This is a genomic window from Sphingomonas sp. ERG5, assembly GCF_000803065.1.
Taxonomy (GTDB): domain Bacteria; phylum Pseudomonadota; class Alphaproteobacteria; order Sphingomonadales; family Sphingomonadaceae; genus Sphingomonas.
In genome coordinates, this window is the sequence record NZ_JSXI01000045.1 from 44,141 (window position 1) to 62,614 (window position 18,474).

19 protein-coding genes and 1 tRNA gene are annotated in these 18,474 nt (G+C 65.2%); 3 read left to right on the forward strand and 17 right to left on the reverse strand.

Going from position 1 to position 18,474, the window contains the following annotated elements:
* Positions 1-131: 131 nt before the first annotated feature.
* A complete protein-coding gene (locus OO12_RS28630) occupies positions 132-278 on the reverse strand; it encodes a hypothetical protein (protein WP_160296823.1) in 147 nt (48 codons plus the stop codon).
* Between the two features lie 52 nt (positions 279-330).
* Entirely contained in the window at positions 331-1,053 is a 723-nt protein-coding gene (locus tag OO12_RS15670; protein ID WP_200887487.1) for an SDR family NAD(P)-dependent oxidoreductase, read from the reverse strand.
* On the opposite strand from OO12_RS15670, the gene OO12_RS15675 reads away from it, so the two are divergent.
* Positions 1,022-1,792 (forward strand): TetR/AcrR family transcriptional regulator, encoded by a 771-nt coding sequence (locus OO12_RS15675; RefSeq protein ID WP_200887488.1) that lies wholly within the window; start codon positions 1,022-1,024, stop codon positions 1,790-1,792. The genes OO12_RS15670 and OO12_RS15675 overlap by 32 nt on opposite strands.
* Positions 1,793-1,802: 10 nt before the next feature.
* Here the strand turns inward: OO12_RS15675 and OO12_RS15680 are convergent, their stop codons facing one another.
* A complete protein-coding gene (locus tag OO12_RS15680; RefSeq protein WP_160296824.1) occupies positions 1,803-2,228 on the reverse strand; it encodes a MerC domain-containing protein in 426 nt (141 codons plus the stop codon).
* A 50-nt stretch (positions 2,229-2,278) separates the two neighbouring features.
* Here OO12_RS15680 and OO12_RS15685 point away from each other — a divergent pair, with 50 nt between their 5' ends.
* On the forward strand, positions 2,279-2,959 hold the full coding sequence (locus OO12_RS15685; protein ID WP_082006567.1) for a DUF1826 domain-containing protein: 681 nt from the start codon (positions 2,279-2,281) through the stop codon (positions 2,957-2,959).
* Positions 2,960-2,972: 13 nt separating this feature from the next.
* On the opposite strand, the gene OO12_RS15690 is transcribed toward OO12_RS15685, so the two are convergent.
* The 13 genes from OO12_RS15690 to hisG form a co-directional block, all read right to left on the reverse strand.
* Positions 2,973-3,048: transfer RNA gene (locus tag OO12_RS15690), tRNA-Phe, on the reverse strand.
* A 32-nt stretch (positions 3,049-3,080) separates the two neighbouring features.
* Positions 3,081-3,275 carry a DNA gyrase inhibitor YacG gene (locus OO12_RS15695; protein ID WP_034159656.1) on the reverse strand — a complete coding sequence of 65 codons (195 nt, stop codon included), beginning with the start codon at positions 3,273-3,275 and terminating at the stop codon, positions 3,081-3,083.
* The gene (locus OO12_RS15700; protein ID WP_034159657.1) at positions 3,272-4,228 is read right to left on the reverse strand and encodes a ribonuclease; all 957 of its coding nucleotides are present in this window, start codon (positions 4,226-4,228) and stop codon (positions 3,272-3,274) included. Before OO12_RS15700 ends, OO12_RS15695 begins: the two co-directional genes overlap by 4 nt.
* Positions 4,221-4,805, reverse strand: a complete 585-nt coding sequence (locus tag OO12_RS15705) for a Maf family protein (protein WP_034159750.1) — start codon at positions 4,803-4,805, stop codon at positions 4,221-4,223. The genes OO12_RS15700 and OO12_RS15705 overlap by 8 nt, the downstream gene beginning before the upstream one ends.
* 66 nt (positions 4,806-4,871) lie before the next feature.
* A complete protein-coding gene (gene infA, locus OO12_RS15710; protein ID WP_010162480.1) occupies positions 4,872-5,090 on the reverse strand; it encodes a translation initiation factor IF-1 in 219 nt (72 codons plus the stop codon).
* A 362-nt stretch (positions 5,091-5,452) separates the two neighbouring features.
* Positions 5,453-6,334, reverse strand: a complete 882-nt coding sequence (locus OO12_RS15715; protein WP_034159658.1) for an oxygenase MpaB family protein — start codon at positions 6,332-6,334, stop codon at positions 5,453-5,455.
* A 52-nt stretch (positions 6,335-6,386) separates the two neighbouring features.
* Positions 6,387-8,312: an alpha/beta hydrolase family protein gene (locus OO12_RS15720; RefSeq protein WP_034159659.1), complete on the reverse strand. Its 1,926-nt coding sequence runs from the start codon at positions 8,310-8,312 to the stop codon at positions 6,387-6,389.
* Between the two features lie 135 nt (positions 8,313-8,447).
* Entirely contained in the window at positions 8,448-10,397 is a 1,950-nt protein-coding gene (locus OO12_RS15725; protein ID WP_052215930.1) for an alpha/beta hydrolase family protein, read from the reverse strand.
* 163 nt (positions 10,398-10,560) lie between these two features.
* Positions 10,561-12,684 (reverse strand): sodium-translocating pyrophosphatase, encoded by a 2,124-nt coding sequence (locus OO12_RS15730; protein ID WP_034159660.1) that lies wholly within the window; start codon positions 12,682-12,684, stop codon positions 10,561-10,563.
* A 104-nt stretch (positions 12,685-12,788) separates the two neighbouring features.
* Positions 12,789-13,688 (reverse strand): thiamine-phosphate kinase, encoded by a 900-nt coding sequence (gene thiL / locus OO12_RS15735; protein WP_034159661.1) that lies wholly within the window; start codon positions 13,686-13,688, stop codon positions 12,789-12,791.
* Between the two features lie 26 nt (positions 13,689-13,714).
* Positions 13,715-14,173: a transcription antitermination factor NusB gene (nusB, locus tag OO12_RS15740; protein ID WP_235364822.1), complete on the reverse strand. Its 459-nt coding sequence runs from the start codon at positions 14,171-14,173 to the stop codon at positions 13,715-13,717.
* A gap of 86 nt (positions 14,174-14,259) precedes the next feature.
* Positions 14,260-15,546, reverse strand: coding sequence for a histidinol dehydrogenase (gene hisD / locus OO12_RS15745; RefSeq protein ID WP_200887493.1), 1,287 nt, complete (start codon positions 15,544-15,546; stop codon positions 14,260-14,262).
* Positions 15,547-15,603: 57 nt separating this feature from the next.
* Positions 15,604-16,266: an ATP phosphoribosyltransferase gene (gene hisG, locus OO12_RS15750; protein WP_034159664.1), complete on the reverse strand. Its 663-nt coding sequence runs from the start codon at positions 16,264-16,266 to the stop codon at positions 15,604-15,606.
* Between the two features lie 154 nt (positions 16,267-16,420).
* Here hisG and OO12_RS15755 point away from each other — a divergent pair, with 154 nt between their 5' ends.
* A complete protein-coding gene (locus OO12_RS15755) occupies positions 16,421-17,464 on the forward strand; it encodes a DUF2332 domain-containing protein (RefSeq protein WP_052215931.1) in 1,044 nt (347 codons plus the stop codon).
* A 24-nt stretch (positions 17,465-17,488) separates the two neighbouring features.
* Here the strand turns inward: OO12_RS15755 and OO12_RS15760 are convergent, their stop codons facing one another.
* Positions 17,489-18,376, reverse strand: a complete 888-nt coding sequence (locus OO12_RS15760; RefSeq protein WP_034159753.1) for an alpha/beta fold hydrolase — start codon at positions 18,374-18,376, stop codon at positions 17,489-17,491.
* Between the last annotated feature and the right edge of the window lie 98 nt (positions 18,377-18,474).

Sequence of the window (18,474 nt, forward strand, 5' to 3'; positions counted from 1 at the left end):
TGCCAAGGAACGCGCGATATAGAAAGCTCATACTGCGGCAGGATGAACGGCCAAAGCCAAATGACGCGCGGCGCGCCAGGCACCGAGCGGGGTGATCAGGCCAGCCATGATCGCGGCCCAGCCCAGCATGTTCATGCCGCCCGGCGCGAGACTCCATCCGGCAATGCTGGTCCCCAGCGCGATCCGGCGATCCCGGCAAGACCGAACAGCAATAGCCAGCCCGGCGACCGGCCGGCCGGGGTGAACTCGGTTTCCACGATCACTGCCGCGCCGGCCACCGGGGCAGCGGATTCCAGCCGTGATGCTGGGGCTGCCCGGTGCCGGGATGGCTCAGATGTTGGCGCCGTTGTCGATCGTCCAGGCGGCGCCCGTCACCGATCGGGCGACATCCGAAGCGAGATAAGCGACGACATCGGCGACTTCACCCGGATCGGCAAATCCGGTGGGATTGGCCATCAGCCCGGTCTGATGCGCCGCGCCGGGCCCGTCCTTTGGATTCATGTCGGTGTTGGTCGACCCCGGATGCACGACATTCACGGTGATCCGCCGCGGCCCCAGCTCGCGCGCCAGGGCGATGGTCAGCCCGGCGATCGCGGCCTTGCTGGCGGTATAGAGGCTCAGCCCAGGGCTGGGCGCGCGCAACGCCAGATTGCTGCCGATCGCGATGATGCGCCCGCCATCGGGCATCACCGCCAATGCGGCGCGCGACGCGACAAAGGCGGCACGGACATTGATCGCCATGGTGTCGTCGAAATCATTCGCCGTCAGCTCGGCGAGCGGCGCAGCGTGGAAGATGCCGGCATTGTTGACCAGAATATCGACTCGGCCAAAAGCTTGGGCAACGCTCGCCACGGCAGCCTCGACGGCCGCGGCATCGCGGTTGTCGCACTGGATCGCCAGCGCCTTGCCGCCCCCGTCCTCAATCGCCCGCACGACTTCCTGCGCCTGCTCGACGCCTTGCACATAAGTGACGGCGACGATTGCGCCGTCCCGTGCCAGCCGCCTGGCGATCGCCGCGCCGATGCCGCGGCTGCCGCCAGTGATCAAAGCCACTTTTCCGTCGAGGTTTTCCATTGCTGATTCCTTTTCTGTGTTGATCGACACAATATTCCTGCAATGGCTTGCAACCGCGCGTCAACCGATTATTGTGTCGAACGGCACAGAAAAGAGTTTGACGATGGAAAAGCGTGGCCGCCCCCGCACCTTCGACCGCGACGCGGCATTGCAACGGGCGATGGAATTGTTCTGGGAAAATGGCTTCGAAGAAACGTCGATGACTGACTTGACCGACGCCATGGGCATTGCCTCGCCCAGCCTCTACGCCGCCTTCGGCAGCAAGGAGGCGCTGTTTCGCGAGGCGGTCGAGCGCTATCAGGGCAATGTCGGGACCGAGATCTGGGATGCGCTGGATAGTGAGCCCGAGATCGCGGCGGCGATCGGCGCCTTTCTGATGAATACCGCGCGGTCGTACAGCGATGAGACGACCCCCCGGGGGTGCATGATCGTGCTGGGCGCACGCTCGATGGGGCAATCGAGCCACCCGGTCTGCGAAATGTTGAAGGCTCATCGCGAGATGAACCTCGTCCGGCTGCGCCAGCGGTTTGACCGGGCGGTGGCGGATGGGCAATTGCCCGCGACGTTCGATTGCGCTGCCGCCGCGGCCTTTTACGCGGCGCTCCAGCACGGCATGTCAATCATCGCCCGCGACGGGGCGGACGCCGCGACGCTCGAAGCGATCGCCATCACGGGGCGGCAGTCCTTCGCATCACCGGCGGGCGCCGGCGTTCGTTAATCCGGATCCGTCATCCGCTGCACGGCGTCGCGGCGGCATGGCGTAATCGCCAATTGGCAATGTGTGCAGCGGCCAGCAACAGGCTGCCGACAACCGTTACCGGCGTTTCCGCCATCGTTCCGCCAAGCACCAGGGCACCGATCGCGAGCCAGGCAATACCGACTCCGCCCAGCCACAACGGGTAGCGCTCGCCGTGCCGCGCACGTCCCTGGATCAGCGCCAGCGCGGCGGCAGGGACCGCAAAGCCAAGAATCCACACATGGAAGGATTCGGGGATCGCCAGCACCGTGCCGAGCGCCGGAAGGGCAGCGATGATCAGCGGCAGGATCAGGCAATGCACCATGCAGGCGACCGACCCGAACAATGCCGCACGTTCCATCCAATCGATCGAGCGCGCGGTCCCGATCGCCGCGCGCCATGGCTTGCTTTTGGTCATCATGGCCGGCTAATGATACATTATATCATTGCAAACAAGAGGTGAAGTGAATGACGGTCGAAACTACCATCAGGCCGTGGTCGGAGCCGTGGTCGGCAGCTCCGGGCGTCGAACTCGGCATGACGGCAACGGCTTGCCCAATCATCCCCGTCCCTGATCACGTCCGGCTGGGCGGGGCGGACTCCGTGCTTGCCGGCATCCGCGATCCGGATATCACGCTGGCGGTGTGGGAGCGGCCTCCGCCGATCGCCATCGGCACGCTGCGCGGGTTTCCGGGTATCTGCTTCACCGCAGGGATCGATGCTCTGGGCGAGACGCTATGCGCGCATCTGGCCGATCGTTCGGTGCGGCGCTGGCATGCCCCACTCATTGCCGATGTCGCACGCCTGGCCACAATTTACGCGAACATAATGGCGCTCGACCGGGTCGCGCTGCGCCTGGAGCGAATCGACGGCAATGCCTGTTGGCGCTTCCATGCCGATTATGTCGCGGTGCGCCTGATCTCGACCTATGTCGGCAGCGGGACCCAATGGCTCGACCAGCGATCCGTGGCCGCATCCAGCGATGGGGAATCGCCATCGCCGCGTCAGTTGAGCTGCGGCGATGTCGGATTGTTCAAGGGCAGGTTGCTCGCGCCGCATCACGCCATCGTGCATCGGTCGCCGCCGATCGCTGGGACCGGTGAGGAGCGGTTGCTGCTGGTGATCGATCTGGACGATCGGGATGTGTGACACCAGGGAAAAATGGTGCCCGAGGGCGGGTTCGAACCACCGACACCACGATTTTCAATCGTGTGCTCTACCAACTGAGCTACTCGGGCACTGCCGGACATGTCCGGCAAGAGGCGGCCTCTTAGTCGTCGTTATCGGCGGTGTCCAGTCCGGTTGAGGCGGCATTTTCCGCTTCCGGATCGGCCGGGCCGGCCGGAATGCGATAGCCCTCGCCGAGCCATTGCAGCAAGTCGCGGTCACGGCATCCCTGGCTGCAGAACGGCTTGTGCGTCTCGCTCGGGGGCTTGCCGCAGATCGGGCAGGCATTTTTCTTCATTTCTGTCTCGTCTCGAATATCGGCTCGACGCCGGTACGGCGGGCAAGCTCTTCGCGCCAGTCGCTGCGCAGGGTCAGCAGATCGGCGACACGCCTCGACACGATATGGTGTCGCGGGGCAGGCGGGGGAATACGTTCGATCATGCGCAGCACGGCGCGCGCTTCGGCGCCGGCCGAATCGGCACGCAGCCGCTCGGGCAGCGAGGCACGAGTGCGCGGACGGACGATCTGCAGGAAGCCGAAGCCGTTCATCGCGGTGCGCTCGAACGGCAATGGCAAAGCCGCGTCGATTGCGGCGGCGACCGCCTGGCGCGCCGCCTTGCCGGCAAGCGTCGGGAAATCGATGCCGATCGATCCGCCAATATCGTGACGCAGGATCGCGGCGGCGACGGCATGTGCTGCGGCAATGGCGAGTGGTTCGAGTGGGCCGCTGCCATCGACGTCGAACAGCGTCATTGCCGGAGCTGGCGTCATGCGCAGCGCGCCGCCGGCAAAGCCGATCTCGCCGCTGCTGGCTTCTTCCAGTATCTCGGACCAGCCCGCCGCTTCGAGATGATCGCCCTCGTGCGCACGGCACTGACGGACCGGGTGACCGGTCGCGGTGATCCGCGTGAGCAGGTCGGAGCCGGTTGCAGGTGGCGAATCGCTTGGCGCGCAGCGCGCAAGCTTGGCGCGGCCGGGCTCGGGGATCGCTTCGCGGATGATCTCGACGCTCAGGCGCGCGCCCTGGGTGATGCCGGCGGGCAGGGGCGAAAGCAGCGCTTCCCCGCCACCCTCGATCGTCACCCGGCCTTCGCGGCCCTTGATCGTGATGTCGGCCAGCCGCGCCAGCGCCACGGTGCCGACCAGGGGGCCGATCGTGTCGGGTTCGATCCGCGCCATGGTGATCGTGTCGCCCTCGACCAGCGCGGCGCGGGCCTCGCCGATGCCGGCTTCATAAAGCCATTCAGCCAAGGGGAAGACCGGCGCTGGTCAACAATGCGCGCGTTTCGAACAGCGGCAGGCCGACCACGCCCGAATGACTGCCCGAGAGATAGCGTACCCAGGTTTCCGCCCGGCCCTGAATGGCATAGCCTCCGGCCTTGCCCATGCCTTCGCCGCTGGCGACATAGGCGTCGATGTCGGTGACGGAGAGTGGCTTGAACGCGACGATCGTGTCGGACAGGCGCGTGCGCGCCTTGCCATTGGCATCGATCAGGCAAACCGCCGATAGACAATGATGGCGGCGACCGGAGAGCAGGGCGAGCATGCGGCGCAGATCCGCTTCGTCGGCGGGCTTGCCAAGAATGCGCTGGCCGACCGCGATGGTCGTATCGCCGGCCAGGATAACTTCGCCGGGTGCGCGCTCCACCGCATGGGCCTTGGCGGTCGCGATGCGCGCGACATAGACGCGCGGCTCTTCGCCTTTGACCGGATCCTCATCCACATCGGGCGCGGCGATGCGATCGGGCACGATCCCGATTCGAGCAAGCAGCTGCAGCCGACGCGGACTGGTCGATGCCAGAACGAGTTTGGGGGCAGGGGACGACATCATTGCCAACACATAGTCCGTTCGTGCTTCGACAAGCTCAGGGCGAACGGAAGAAGGAGGCCGCGCCTATTTGAACCGGTAGGTGATGCGACCCTTGGTCAAATCATAGGGCGTGAGTTCGACGAGCACTTCGTCGCCGACCAGCACACGGATGCGGTTCTTGCGCATCTTGCCCGCGGTGTGACCAAGAATTTCATGGTCATTCTCAAGCTTCACGCGGAACATGGCGTTGGGCAAAAGCTCCACCACCTGGCCGCGCATTTCGAGCAGTTCTTCCTTGGCCAAACAAACCTCTGGTGATTTCGGGGAATTCTTGAACGCGGGCCTTTAGCCGAAGACGCGGGCGAAGGGAAGCGGGGTGCTGACATGGCGCAAGAGCGCGAACAACTGGCCGCCCGAATGGACCCGTCGTCGCCGCGCCCGCCGGCGACCTATACCAGCCGGTTCTGCAGCGCGTAGAGTAGGGATTTGGTGCGGTCGCCGACGCCGGGCTTGGAAAAGATAGTGGACATGTGATTCCCTCGCCGATGCCCAAACTTGGCGATTTCGCTTTACGTCCTGACAGAATCCGCAGGCTGGAGGGATCATGGGATGTGCAACTGAGCAACGGCGTGATCAGCGATGTCTTGCTCGAAAACAGGGTTGGGCTAACCGAGCGATGCGGCCCGTGCGCGCAGCAGCGAGTCCTTGCGCGCGGTACGCTCGCTGAGCGCCCAGCGCAGCGCCATGCCGACGCCGGCGGTCCCGGCCCGGATCAGGTGGCGCTGCCCGCGCGACCGGGCCAGGCCATGCATCGCGGCGGCCCAGGGCGGCAGCAGGTCGGTCCCGGCGGCCATGGTCAACGACTGCATCGGCTTGATCGCCAGCGTGTCGGCGGGCGGATTGAACAAGGCATGGGCGATCGCGCGGGTGCGGTCATCGCTGCGCAATTGCGGACGCATCGCCTCGAGATAGGCGTCGACGGTCGCGCGCGTCCGCGGAATATCCGTCGCGCCGAGCCGCTCCGCAATCATTGCCACTTCGGCGAAATAGCGATCCTGCCGCGCGACGGTCATCGCCGGATCGCGATAGCGGCGATAAGCGGCGAGGAAGCTTGTCGATTCGGCGACATGCACCCAGGTGAGCAGCACCGGATCCGTCGCGGAATAGGGGGTGCCGTCGGGCAGTGTGCCGCTCACCCGGTCATGGATCCTCCGCACCCGGTCGATCATCGCCTCGGCTTGCTCGGTCGACGCATAAGTGGTGCCGCCGACGAAGCGCGCGGTACGGCGCAGCCGTCCGCGCATGTCGCGGCGGAAATCGCTATGGTCCCATACGCCGGCCAGCGCCGCCGGATGGAGCATCTGCAGCAGCAATGCGGCGACGCCACCGACCATCATCGTCGCGAAATCGCCATGCACGTCCCACGCGACCGACCCGGGTCCGAACAGCCCGTTATCGCCGGTCGACAGGTCGAACGGGACATCGCTCGGCGATGGACCGACCAGACTGTCAATCTGGCGTTCGACCAGGGCGCGGACCGGGTTCATGCTGGTGATGTGGGGATGATCATGGGCCGGGCCAAGCAGCCATGATCCAGCGTCACGCCGGATTATGCTTTGCCAGGAACGCCTCCAGCCGCTTCAGGAAGTCGATAATGTCCTCGCGCTTCTGCAGGCCGTGCTTGGCGGTCGGATAGAAAGCGGCGTCGGCGGCGACGCCGCGTTTCTTCAGCGCGGCAATCATCTGATGCGATTGCTTGGCGGGAACATTGTCGTCCTTCTCACCATGCGCGATGAAGACAGGGATGGTCAGTCGGGTCGACTGGGCGAGGGGTGACACGGCGTTCAGATCCTGTTTCTCCGCGCCCTCGACCTTGGCCTGCCATGCCTTGAAATAGCGTGGCGCACTGAAACTGCGGCGGTCGAAACGAAGCATGCCGGGCACGTCCATGACGCCGGCGAGGCTGACCGCGCAGCGATAGCGTTCGGGGTTGCGGATTGCGCCCCACATCGCGGCATAGCCGCCATAGGATATGCCCATGATGCAGACGCGCTTGGCGTCGACCTTGCCCGTCTTGATCAGCCAGTCGACTCCGTCATCGACATCGTCCTGCATCGCCCGGCCCCATTGGCCATAGCCCTTTTCGACATAATCCTTGCCATAGCCGGTGGAGCCGCGGAAATTGGGCTGCAACACGGCATAGCCCCGGCTCGCCAGGAACTGGACATAGGGGTCATAGTCCCAGGTGTCGCGCGCGTGCGGCCCGCCATGCGGCATCACGATCAGCGGCAGGTCCTTCGCCTCACGGCCGAGTGGCAGGGTCAGGTAACCGGGAATGGACAGGCCGTCGCGCGCGGCATATTTCACCGGCGCGACGGGCGCGAGCGTCACATCGGCCAGCTTGTCATAAGGCTTCGCGACGGGGAACATCTTGTTCTCGGCGCGGTCATAGACATAATAGGCCCCGGGATCGGCGCCGCTGCCCGACCAGACAAGCAAGCGATTGCCATCGCGACTGCCGTTCAGCACGATATTCTCGGCGTTCTTAAGTGCCCGGTCGAGCTTGGTCTGTAGCACGCGTTTGCCGGCATCGAGCCAGGATATGCGAAAGCGGTCGTCGGTATAGGAGATACCGTTGATCACGCCGCTGCGCGGATCGACGACGACGCTCGTGATATCGACCTCGGGATTCTCATAAATGGCTGCACCAATCGTACCGGTGCGAAAATTATAGGCATAGGCGCCGAACCGGCCGGTCCGGGCGTTGGTCAGGATGATGCCGTCATCCGCGCTGCTCATGAAGCGCACGCCGTCCACCGCGCCGTCGTCGCCGGACGGCTTTTCCTTGCGTCTGATCGGTTTCAGCGGTTCTTCCGCCGTAGCGCGATACCACATCGTCCAGCGATCGGCGTCATAGGAGATGCCCGCACGAACCACGCCCGACTGGTCCGCGAACCAGTTCCACACGTTGGGACGTTCTTTCTCGATCTTGGTCACCTTTCCCGTGGCAAGTTCGATACGCTTGACCGAGGGCGTGGAGAGCACATCGTCCTGGCTCGCCACCAGCAGCCAGCCCCCGTCCGGATCGACATGGAGGATGTCTCCCGCCATGATCCCGCGACTTTTGGGGTCGAGCATCTTCACCGTGCCAGCGGCCAGTTCGACGGCAAAAAGCCGCCAAATGGGGATCGGTGTGCCGTACCAGTCCATGTTGGTCGTGACGGTCACCAAAACCCGTTCATTCCCGGCCCATTGGATATCGGAGAGTGTCGCCTCGCCCAGTTCGACAACCTGGCGGCCGGCATCTTTATCGGCGGGAAAGACGAGCAGCCTGTTCTTGTCGTCGGCCGCGGCGAACGCGGCGATTCGGGTGCCATCCGGTGACAGCACCGGCCTCGACAGGAAAGGCGTGTCGGCAAAGGTTTCGACGGGAATCGGAATCGGAATCGGCCGGTCGGCCGCCTGCACGGTGCCCGGCGTCAGCGAAAGAGCAAGCGCCAACGCCCCGATCAATCCCCGAATCATTTTACCATCGCCCCCGAAACCCCTGGCGATGGCTTAAACCACGTCACAGCCGCTTGAAAGCATTGCCAAAAGCGAATGCATCCACGCCGGGTCCTTCGGGCCATAGCGGTCTTCTTCGGTGCCGGGATATGGATCCTATGCCGGATTATATTCCTTCAGAAACGCCTCGAGTTCGGTCAGAAACTGGGCGCGGTCGGCCTGGCGCGAGAAATGATGATCGCCGAGCGGCTGCTCGACATAGCGATAGGGCTTGCCCGCCGCCTTCAGCTTTTCGACCATCTCGCGCGATTGCTTGACCGGAACGACGCGGTCGGCCTTGCCATGCATGATCAGCATCGGCACGCCGAATTCGGTGGCATGGTTGATCGGCGATACGGTCTTCAGGTCCGGCGCCTGCAGGCGCATCCAGTCGCCGCGCGCGCCACTGTTGAGGAAACGACTATCGTAGCGCAGCATCGCCGGCATGTCGGAGACCCCGGCATAGGACACCGCGCAGCGATACAGCCCGGTGTCGCGCTGCGCCGCGCGGAACGCGGCATAACCGCCATAGGATGCCCCGACGATGCACACCCGCTTGGCATCCGCCAGGCCGCTGCCGGTTGCCCATTTAACCGCATCGACCAGATCGTCCTGCATCGCCAGGCCCCATTGCCCCTGGCCTTTTTCGGCAAAAGCGGTGCCATAGCCGGACGAGCCGCGATAATTGGGCTGCAACACGGCATAGCCGCGGCTGGCGAGGAACTGCGTCCACCAGTCCCAGCTCTCGTCGTCGCGCGCGAACGGGCCGCCATGCGGCATCAGGATCAGCGGCAAGCCCTTCGCCGTCTTGCCCTTGGGCGTGGTGAGCACCGCGGAAATCTCCAGTCCGTCGCGCGCCTTGTACGTCACCGTGCTGACCGGCGATTGGGCATCGGTGCCCAGCGCATCGCTGATTTTCGCGAGCATACGCAGCCTGCCCTCGTCCGGGCGATAGACATAATAGGCGCCGGGTCGGTCGGCGCCGGCGACCTTGACGATCAGCACGCTGAAATCGCTACTCCAGGAGGTGATCTGCGCGTGGCGCGCGCCGATTGCCTTGTCGATATCGGCCTGGATCTTCGCCAGAACGGGGTCGAACCATTGGGTACGCGCGTGCGTGTCCGTATAGCGTACGCCAATCATCCGCGTGCCGGTGGCGTCGGGAATGATCCCGCCGATATCATAGCCCGGCTTGCCGAAAATCTTCTCGCCGGTCTTCAGCGTGGAAAGATCAAAGGCGTAGAGCGCGTTGAAGCCGTCATCGTCGTCGAATGCGAGCGCCTTGCCGGTTTCGGGCAGGAACATTGCGGGAAGGCTGCCGAGCGAAGCACCGCGGCCGCGCGCCTTGCTGACGGTGTGAAACTGCTTGGTCCGGTCGTCGCGATAGAGCAGGCGATAGGATCGGTTGTCGTCGTTATAGGCGACGCCCATGCGCACCGTGCCCGCGCCATCGGTGAACCAGCTCGAGACCTTGTCGGTCGATGGGACGACGCGGACGCTTTTGCCTGTGCTGACATCGAAATCGCGCACCTCGGGCCAGAACCCCACATCGTTCGAATAGATCGATGTCTGCATGGCGAGCAGGATATGCGGCGACCCGTCACGCGCCATCCACAACACATTGCCGGCATTCTGCGCTGCGGTCTTTGCGCCCAGCATGATGATCTTCTTGCCGTCCGCGCTGATCGAAGCGGTGCGGGACAGGTACCAGTCGTCGCCCTCCACTTTCTCCGTCGCGCCGATACTGGCGATCAGCCAGTCATTGTTGATCCATTCCCAATTGTTGAGATCATTCTCGCCCATCCCGATCGTGACGATCTTCTTCACATCGCCAAGCGGCACGATAGCCAGGCGCAACTGCCCGGCAACGGCGATCCGCGCGGCGATCCTGGTGCCGTCGGGCGACAGTTCCGGTGCGGTCAGGAAAGGCAGGCTGGCGAAATGGTCGATCGGAATAGGGGGTGTCGCCAGGGTCGTCGCCGAGGCCGTTGACGGGGCAGGCGATTGCGCCGCGGACGGGCCGACTGCCGCGATTACGGCAAATGCCCCGATCAATTTCCGAATCATATCCCCCGCCCCGATCTCATGCCCCGACAACGCATATTAATATCGCGCCGTGCAGCCGCTTGAAAGCATTGCCGAAAGAGAATGTATCGAGATGGGCAAAACGGAAACGGCCCGCGCGGACATCTCCGCGCGGGCCGTTCCTGCGACCGGAAGATCGGGCCTGTCAGGCGGCGTGAGCCAGTGCCGCGAGCAGCAGCAAGGCCACGATGTTGGTGATCTTGATCATCGGGTTGACCGCCGGGCCCGCCGTATCCTTGTACGGGTCGCCAACGGTGTCGCCGGTCACTGCCGCCTTATGGGCTTCGCTGCCCTTGCCGCCGTGATTGCCATCCTCGATGTACTTCTTGGCATTGTCCCAGGCGCCGCCGCCCGACGTCATCGAGATGGCGACGAACAGGCCCGACACGATCACGCCGAGCAGCAATGCGCCGAGCGCCGCGAAGCCGCTCGCCTGGTTCGATACCGCGGTGATGATGAAATACACCGCGATCGGTGCGAGCACCGGCAGCAGCGACGGGATGATCATCTCCTTGATCGCCGCCTTGGTGACGAGGTCGACGGTACGGGCATAGTCGGGACGGCTGGTCCCTTCCATGATGCCGGGATTGTCGCGGAACTGCGCGCGGACGTCCTCGACCACCGAGCCCGCCGCACGGCCGACCGCGGTCATGCCGAACGCGCCGAAGCTGAACGGCAGCAACGCGCCGAGCAGCAGGCCGACGATGACATACGGGTTGGAGAGCGAGAAATCGACGTTGAGGTCGGGGAAATAGATCCCGAGATCGGTCGTATACGCGCCGAACAGCACCAGCGCGGCCAGTGCCGCCGAGCCAATCGCATAGCCCTTGGTCACGGCCTTGGTCGTGTTGCCGACCGCGTCGAGCGCATCGGTGCGATGACGGACATCGTCGGGCAGGCCGGCCATTTCGGCGATCCCGCCGGCATTGTCGGTGACCGGGCCATAGGCGTCCAGCGCCACGACCATGCCGGCCAGCGCCAGCATCGCGGTCGCGCCGAAGGCGATGCCGATCACGCCCGCCAGCTGATAGGTGGCGATGACGGCGATCGAAATGACGATCGTCGGCAATGCCGGGCTTTCGAGGCTGACCGCGAGGCCCTGGATGACGTTGGTGCCATGGCCGGTTTCCGACGCCTTGGCGATCGACTTGACCGGGCGGTAATTGGTGCCGGTGTAATATTCGGTGATCCACACCAGGGCGCCGGTCAGCGCGAGGCCGATCATCATGCACCAGAACAGGTCCATGCCGGTGAAGCCGGCATGGGCCACGCCGGGTTCGAGGAATGATGCGCCGCCGATCACGGTGTGCATGTCGCCAAGTGTGTACTGGGTGGCGAAATAGATTGCCGGGATCGACAGGATGACCGTGGTCCAGAAGCCCTTGTAGAGCGCGCCCATGATCGAATTGTTGCTGCCGAGGCGCACCATATAGGTGCCGATGATCGAAGTGATGATGCACACGCCGCCGACGATCAGCGGCAGACCCATCAGTGCGAGGAGTTCGCCGGCCGAGGCCTGGACGAGCAAGGCGATCGACACCATCGTCACGCCGAGCGTCACGACATAGGTTTCGAACAGATCGGCGGCCATGCCCGCGCAGTCGCCGACATTGTCGCCGACATTGTCGGCGATGGTCGCGGGGTTGCGGGGATCGTCCTCCGGAATGCCCGCCTCGACCTTGCCGACCAGGTCGGCGCCGACGTCGGCGGCCTTGGTGAAGATGCCGCCGCCGAGGCGCGCGAAGATCGAGATCAGCGAGGCCCCGAAGGCGAGCGCGACGAGCGAATCGATGACGATGCGGTCGGTCGGCGCGTGGCCGGCGGGGCCGGTCAGATACCAGAAGAAGCCGGAGATCGCGAGCAGGCCGAGGCCCGCCACCAGCATGCCGGTGACCGCGCCCGAGCGGAACGCCATGGTCAGGCCGCCCTGCAGCGAAGTGCGCGCGGCCTCTGCCGTGCGGACATTGGCTTTGACCGACACGTTCATGCCGATGAAGCCGGTCACGCCCGACAGGATCGCGCCGATCGCGAAGCCGATCGCGGACACCCAGCCGAGGAAATAGGCGACCAGCGCGGCGACGACGATGCCGACAATGCCGATGGTGCGATACTGACGGCCGAGATAGGCCTTGGCGCCTTCAGCGATTGCCGCCGCGATATCCTGCATCTTTTCGTTGCCCGGGCTCGCGGCGAGCACCTGGCGGCTGGTGATGATGCCGTACACTACGGCAATCAGGCCGCAGATTATGGCGGCATAGACAATCGTCATGCTGATCCTTCCCCTTTATGTCGCTTGGGACGGATGGTCAGGCTGACCGCGTCCCCTACGGTTTGGCGAAAGGTATAAGGCGGGTAACGCGGAGCGCAACCCGGTCAGATGTCGTGCTGAAATCCCAGATGAGCCGGAAGTGGCAGCACATCGCCATCATCGTGCAGGATCAGCCCGGCACCGGGGTCGAACCGGCCGATCCGGGTCGCCGGGATGGGCGGGGGGCGATCGGCGGGCGCGGCGAACAGCAGCTCATAATCGTCCCCTGCGGTCGCGGCGGCCAGGCGCGCGTCGCGGGTGCGGCCGGCAAAGTCGATATAGGCGGACGAGAGCGGCACAGCGGTCAGGTCGATCGTCACCGCCAGCCCCGATGTCTCGGCCATGCGCCGCGCGTCGATCAGCAGTCCGTCCGATACATCCATCATCGCATGGGCATAGGGACCAAGCGCGCGGCCCTCGGCAAGACGCGGATGGGGACGGCGATACGCGGCCAGCAGGTCGTCGTGCCCGGGCTTGCCCCGCGCGATGGCCAGGCCCGCGCCGGCATCGCCGATCGTGCCGGTGACATAGAGCAGGTCGCCCGGCTTCGCGCCCGAGCGCGGCGGCGCGGCGGCATCGCCGCCGATCGCGGTGAGCGTCAGGATGCGGGGCGCGCCCCTGGGCAACGACACCGTATCGCCGCCGAGCAGCGGCGTAGCGAAGGTTTCGAGCACGTGGCGCAGGCCGGAGAGGAAGGCCGTGTCCCAGGCGCTGCCGCTCAGCGGATAGTTGAGCAATACCCCGACCGGCGTCGCGCCCTTGGCGGCGAGATCGGACAAATTGGTCACGACGAGCTTCCACGCCACGTCCCCGGGCAAGTCGCCGGGCAGGAAATGGATCGTCTCGACGATCGTGTCGGTGGTCAGGACATAGGGACCGAGGCTCGCCGTATCGTCGGACAGGCCGTTCGCGCCGGGATGGAGCGGCAAGCTGCGCAGCGCGACGAGAAAATCGGCTTCGGTCATAGTCTCAACCTTTCCGGCGGCGCGGCTTAAGTCCGGACATCTTTCGCGATCCCATCCAGCAGCCCGTTGACGAACCCCGCCTCGCGCTTGTCGAAAAAGGCATGCGCGACATCGACATATTCGGTGATCACCGTACCGACCGGCACATCGGGCCGCGCCAGCAGTTCATAGGTTCCGGCGCGCAGGATCGCGCGCATCGCCTTGTCGAGCCGAGTCATGCTCCAACCCTTGGCGAGCTTCGCGGCGATCGCCGTATCGATCTCTTCGAGCCGGGCATGCGTGCCCTTGACGATGTCGTCGAAGAAATCGACTTCCGCCTCGGCATACTCCGCATCCTCGATCGTCGCGCCGAGCCGGTGATTGTGAAATTCGTGGAGCAGCGACGGGATCGCCGTGCCCTCCATCTCATGCTGATACAGTGCTTGCGCGGCGGCAAGGCGCGCGGCGGCGCGGGCCTTGGAACGGGGTGCGGTACGTTGGGACATTATCGAGCCCATAACCGAGGAAGTGGCTCAGGTGAACCTTGCTCTTCTCTGGGCTCTTCTCCGAGCTCTTTTCCGGCGGCGAAAGCCTAGAGCCGCAACGCCACCGATTTCGCATGTGCCGGCAGCCCTTCGGCCTCGGCCAGCGCCACGGCGGCCGGGCCGATCGCGGCAAGCGCAGCCGCGTCGCATTGCAGGAAACTGGTGCGTTTCATGAAATCGAGCACTGACAAGCCACTGGCGAAACGCGCGCGCCGGCCGGTGGGCAGGACGTGATTCGGCCCGGCGACATAATCGCCGATCGCCTCGGGCGTGTGGCGGCCGAGAAACACCGATCCGGCATGGCGGACGCGGTCGAACAAGGCTTGCGGATCGTCGCAGGCCAGTTCGAGATGTTCGGGTGCGAGGCGGTCGACCAGCGGCATCGCCTCGCCCAGGTCGGCGGTGACGATGATCGCGCCGTTCGCATCCCAGCTGTCCCGCGCGACGCGGGCGGTGGAAAGCGCGCCGATCTGCAGGTCGACTGCCTCGGCAACGCGTTCGGCAAAGGCGGCATTGTCGGTAAACAGGATCGACTGGCTGGTCGGGTCATGCTCGGCCTGGCTGAGCAAGTCCGCGGCGATCCAGTCGGGATCGTTCCGGCCATCGGCGACGACGACGATTTCCGACGGTCCCGCGACCATGTCGATGCCGACCACGCCGTAAAGCTGGCGCTTGGCTTCGGCGACCCAGGCATTGCCCGGCCCGGTGATCACATCGACCGCGGCGATCCGTCCGGTGCCATAAGCGAGCGCGGCAATCGCCTGCGCGCCGCCGATGCGCCAGATTTCGTCGACCCCGGCGATATGCGCGGCGGCGAGCACCAGCGGGTTGATCTCGCCGTCCGGAGTCGGCGTGACCATGACGAGGCGTTCGACGCCCGCGACCTTGGCGGGGATCGCGTTCATCAGCACCGATGACGGATAGGCCGCGCGGCCGCCGGGAATATAGATGCCGGCGTTCTGGATCGCGTTCCAGCGTGCGCCGAGTCGGACCCCGGCACTGTCGGTCGTGTCGCTGTCTTCGGGCTTCTGCTTCTCGTGATAGGCGGCGATGCGCGCGGCGGCGAGGTCGAGCGCGTCGCGCAATGCGAGGTCGAGCCCGTCATAGGCGGCGATCCACTCGGCCTTCTCGATCCGCCAACCACTCATGTTGAGATCGTGGCGGTCGAACTTCCTGGTGAAGGCAGCGATGGCGGAATCGCCCTCGTCGCGGACGCTGGCGATGATCGTGCGCACGTCGCGCGCGACATCGGCATCGGTCTCGCGCCGCGCATTGACCAGGATGGTGAAATCACGGTCGAAGCCCGGATCGGAGGTGGAGAGTTTCAGCACCAGATGCGCGCCCCATGAAGCTCGTTCGTTGCGAGCGAACGGAGAAAGGGAGGCAATGCGCTAGGCTGCACGGGCGTCATCCACTGCTCGCCGGAATGCCTCGACCAGCGGCACGATCTCGCCGCGCGTCTTGAACGCGGCGCGGTTGACGATCAGGCGCGACGTCACCTCGGCAATCACTTCGACCTCGACCAGGCCGTTTTCCTTGAGCGTGCGGCCCGACGACACCAGGTCGACGATCCGCGGCGCCAGACCCAGTAAAGGCGCCAGTTCCATCGCGCCGTTGAGCTTGACGCATTCGGCCTGCACGCCGCGCGCTTCGAAATGGGCGCGCGTGACATGCGGATATTTGGTCGCGATGCGCACATGGCTCCAGCCGCGCGGATCGTCGGTCGCGGCGAGTGCGGCGGGTTCCGCGACCGACAAGCGGCAATGACCGATACCCAGATCGACCGGCGCATAGAGTTCAGAATAGTCGAATTCGGCCAGCACGTCCGATCCGACGATGCCGAGCTGCGCGGCGCCATGCGCGACGAAGGTCGCGACGTCGAACGCGCGGACACGGATCAGGTCGATGCCGGGGTTGCTCGTCGCGAAGCGCAGCGCGCGGCTGTCCTCGTCGGAAAACGCCGCCTCGGGCTCGATTCCGGCACGCTGCAGCAGCGGCACGGCCTCGGTGAGAATACGCCCCTTGGGCACGGCGATGATGATTGGTGCGGCCATGATCGAGCGGGGCTTTACTTGGGGGCGTTCGCGGGCGCAACAACGCCCGGCAATCATCACCCGTTCGTTTCGAGAGCAGTCGAGAAACCAGCCGCGCGCGCCCGAGCCAGTTTCTCGACGTCGCCCGAAACGAACGAAGCGAGAAGGGCGTGTCATGTCTGATGAGCAGAATAATCGCGGCGCATTCCTGATCCAGGAGCATTTCTGCACCGTGATGGGGGCGCCGATCACCGCGCGCATCTGTGCTGGCCTGGCGGTCAGCCTCGATCGTGACACACGTACCGGCCGCCGGGTGCTCGACTGGCCGGGCGAGCCGACCACCGACGCTTTGCCGCTGCGGCTGGTCGGCGGGCTGCATGCGCTTGACCTGGCGGGCGTTGCGCCCGGGCTTTCCGACCTGTTCGCGGGGAGGATCGTCGAGCCCGGGGAGGTCCGGCGCGTGTTGCGCGAAAGCTTCATCACGCATGACGCGGCGCTCTATCCATGGCTTGATGGACCGCCGCAGACCAACGAAGCGGGGCGATCGGCGGCGCTGATGACTGGTCTGATCGAGGTCGCCGGGCGGCATGGGCCGAAGCTCGAACTGCTCGAGATCGGATCGAGCGCCGGTCTCAATCTGCTGATCGACCGCTTCCGCTTCGACCTTGGCGGAACGATGGTCGGACCGGCCGAGTCGCCGGTGACGATCCGGCCCGACTGGCGCGGCGCGCGCCCTCCACAGGTGCAGGTCGAGATCGTCTCGGTGCGCGGTGTCGAGATTCAGCCGGTCGACGTGACTGACCCGAAAGCGGCGGACCGGCTGCGCGCCTATATCTGGGCCGACAATCCCGAGCGGACCGAACGCCTGGCGCATGCGATCGCCATGATCGAGGCGCGACCGGTCGATATGGTGCAGGGCGATGCCGCGGATTGGGTCGAGGCAAGGCTGGCCGAACCGCAGGCGGCGGGTGTCACGCGCGCGCTGATGCACTCGGTGGTATGGCAATATCTCGGTCCGGAGCGGCAGGCGCGGATCGCGGCGGCGATGGCCGCCGCCGGTGCGGTCGCAACGACGGATCGACCGCTCGCCTGGGTTCGAATGGAACCGAACCGCAATACCGCGCAGCAACAGCTGTGGGTACAGAGCTGGCCGGGGTTCGAGGAAGCCGCGCAACGCGCGACTGTGCAAGCGCATGGGGCGTGGGTGGAGCCGCTCTAGCTCCTGCCCGGTGCGGGAAGGATTTTAAGCCAGCCAATCCCGGATCGCGTTGGTCACCGCCTCGGGCGCTTCCCAGGGCACGAAATGCCCCGCATCGACCTTCACCAGCGTCATGTCGGGCACCAGCGCGTCGAGACCTTCGAGCTGGCTCGGCAACAAGGCCGCGTCCTTCATGCCCCAGATTACCAGCGTCGGCTGCCGGATCGGCGGGAAGGGCGCGTCGAGGAATGCAGGACGCTCGGGCGTTTCATCCATTGTCGGCACGACGATGGCACTGCCGCGATACCAGTTGAGCATCGCGGTCATCGCGCCGGGCTGGCTCCATTGGTCGAGATAGATCGGCTTTTCATCGGCGACAGTGGCGAAGTCGGTGTGGCGCAGGAAGCTGCCGTCGAAAAAAGCGCTGAGCCCGATGCTCTCGATATGTTTCTCGAAATCGGGGTTGCGGAAGGCGCGGATATACTGGCTCGCCTCGCGCTGGCCGAGATCGTCGAACATCGTCTTCTGGAAGATATAGGGGTGTGGCGCATTGACGATGATCAGCCGCTCGACCCGATCGGCGCGGGTCAGCGCCGCCATCCAGGCAATCGCTCCACCCCAGTCGTGCCCGACCAGCGTGAAGGTCCCGATCCCGAAATGATCGGCCAGCGCGATGAGGTCGCCGACCATCTTGTCGGGGGTGAAGTCGCTGATCGCGGCCGGTTTGGACGAGCGGGCAAAGCCGCGCTGGTCGGGCGCGAGCACGAAATTGGTCCTGGCCAGTTCGGGAATCTGATGCCGCCAGGTCCGGTGCGATTCGGGAAAACCATGGAGCAGGATGATCGCCGGACTGGCCGGGTCGCCCGCAACCGCGACGTCGAGCGTCACACCAGTCGGCAGCGTAATGGATTGGAGGTCGAATGCTTCGGTCATCTTCTCTTCCTCTCGCGCCTGCGCGGTACTCACTGTACCGGATCAGCATAAGCGAGAGACTGGCGGGAGCAATCCCGAGCGCGCTCGCGCGACCCTGG

Coding starts and splice junctions, on each gene's coding strand:
- thiL (WP_034159661.1), bottom strand. CDS start 13,688: ATGACCGAAGCCGATTTTCTCGTCGCGCTGCGCAGCTTGCCGCTCCAT.
- OO12_RS15685 (WP_082006567.1), top strand. CDS start 2,279: ATGACGGTCGAAACTACCATCAGGCCGTGGTCGGAGCCGTGGTCGGCA.
- OO12_RS15720 (WP_034159659.1), bottom strand. CDS start 8,312: ATGATTCGGGGATTGATCGGGGCGTTGGCGCTTGCTCTTTCGCTGACG.
- OO12_RS15695 (WP_034159656.1), bottom strand. CDS start 3,275: ATGAAGAAAAATGCCTGCCCGATCTGCGGCAAGCCCCCGAGCGAGACG.
- OO12_RS15725 (WP_052215930.1), bottom strand. CDS start 10,397: ATGATTCGGAAATTGATCGGGGCATTTGCCGTAATCGCGGCAGTCGGC.
- OO12_RS15675 (WP_200887488.1), top strand. CDS start 1,022: ATGCCGCGGCTGCCGCCAGTGATCAAAGCCACTTTTCCGTCGAGGTTT.
- OO12_RS15715 (WP_034159658.1), bottom strand. CDS start 6,334: ATGAACCCGGTCCGCGCCCTGGTCGAACGCCAGATTGACAGTCTGGTC.
- OO12_RS15705 (WP_034159750.1), bottom strand. CDS start 4,805: ATGTCGTCCCCTGCCCCCAAACTCGTTCTGGCATCGACCAGTCCGCGT.
- OO12_RS15730 (WP_034159660.1), bottom strand. CDS start 12,684: ATGACGATTGTCTATGCCGCCATAATCTGCGGCCTGATTGCCGTAGTG.
- OO12_RS15760 (WP_034159753.1), bottom strand. CDS start 18,376: ATGACCGAAGCATTCGACCTCCAATCCATTACGCTGCCGACTGGTGTG.
- OO12_RS15755 (WP_052215931.1), top strand. CDS start 16,421: ATGTCTGATGAGCAGAATAATCGCGGCGCATTCCTGATCCAGGAGCAT.
- OO12_RS15680 (WP_160296824.1), bottom strand. CDS start 2,228: ATGACCAAAAGCAAGCCATGGCGCGCGGCGATCGGGACCGCGCGCTCG.
- hisG (WP_034159664.1), bottom strand. CDS start 16,266: ATGGCCGCACCAATCATCATCGCCGTGCCCAAGGGGCGTATTCTCACC.
- nusB (WP_235364822.1), bottom strand. CDS start 14,173: ATGTCCCAACGTACCGCACCCCGTTCCAAGGCCCGCGCCGCCGCGCGC.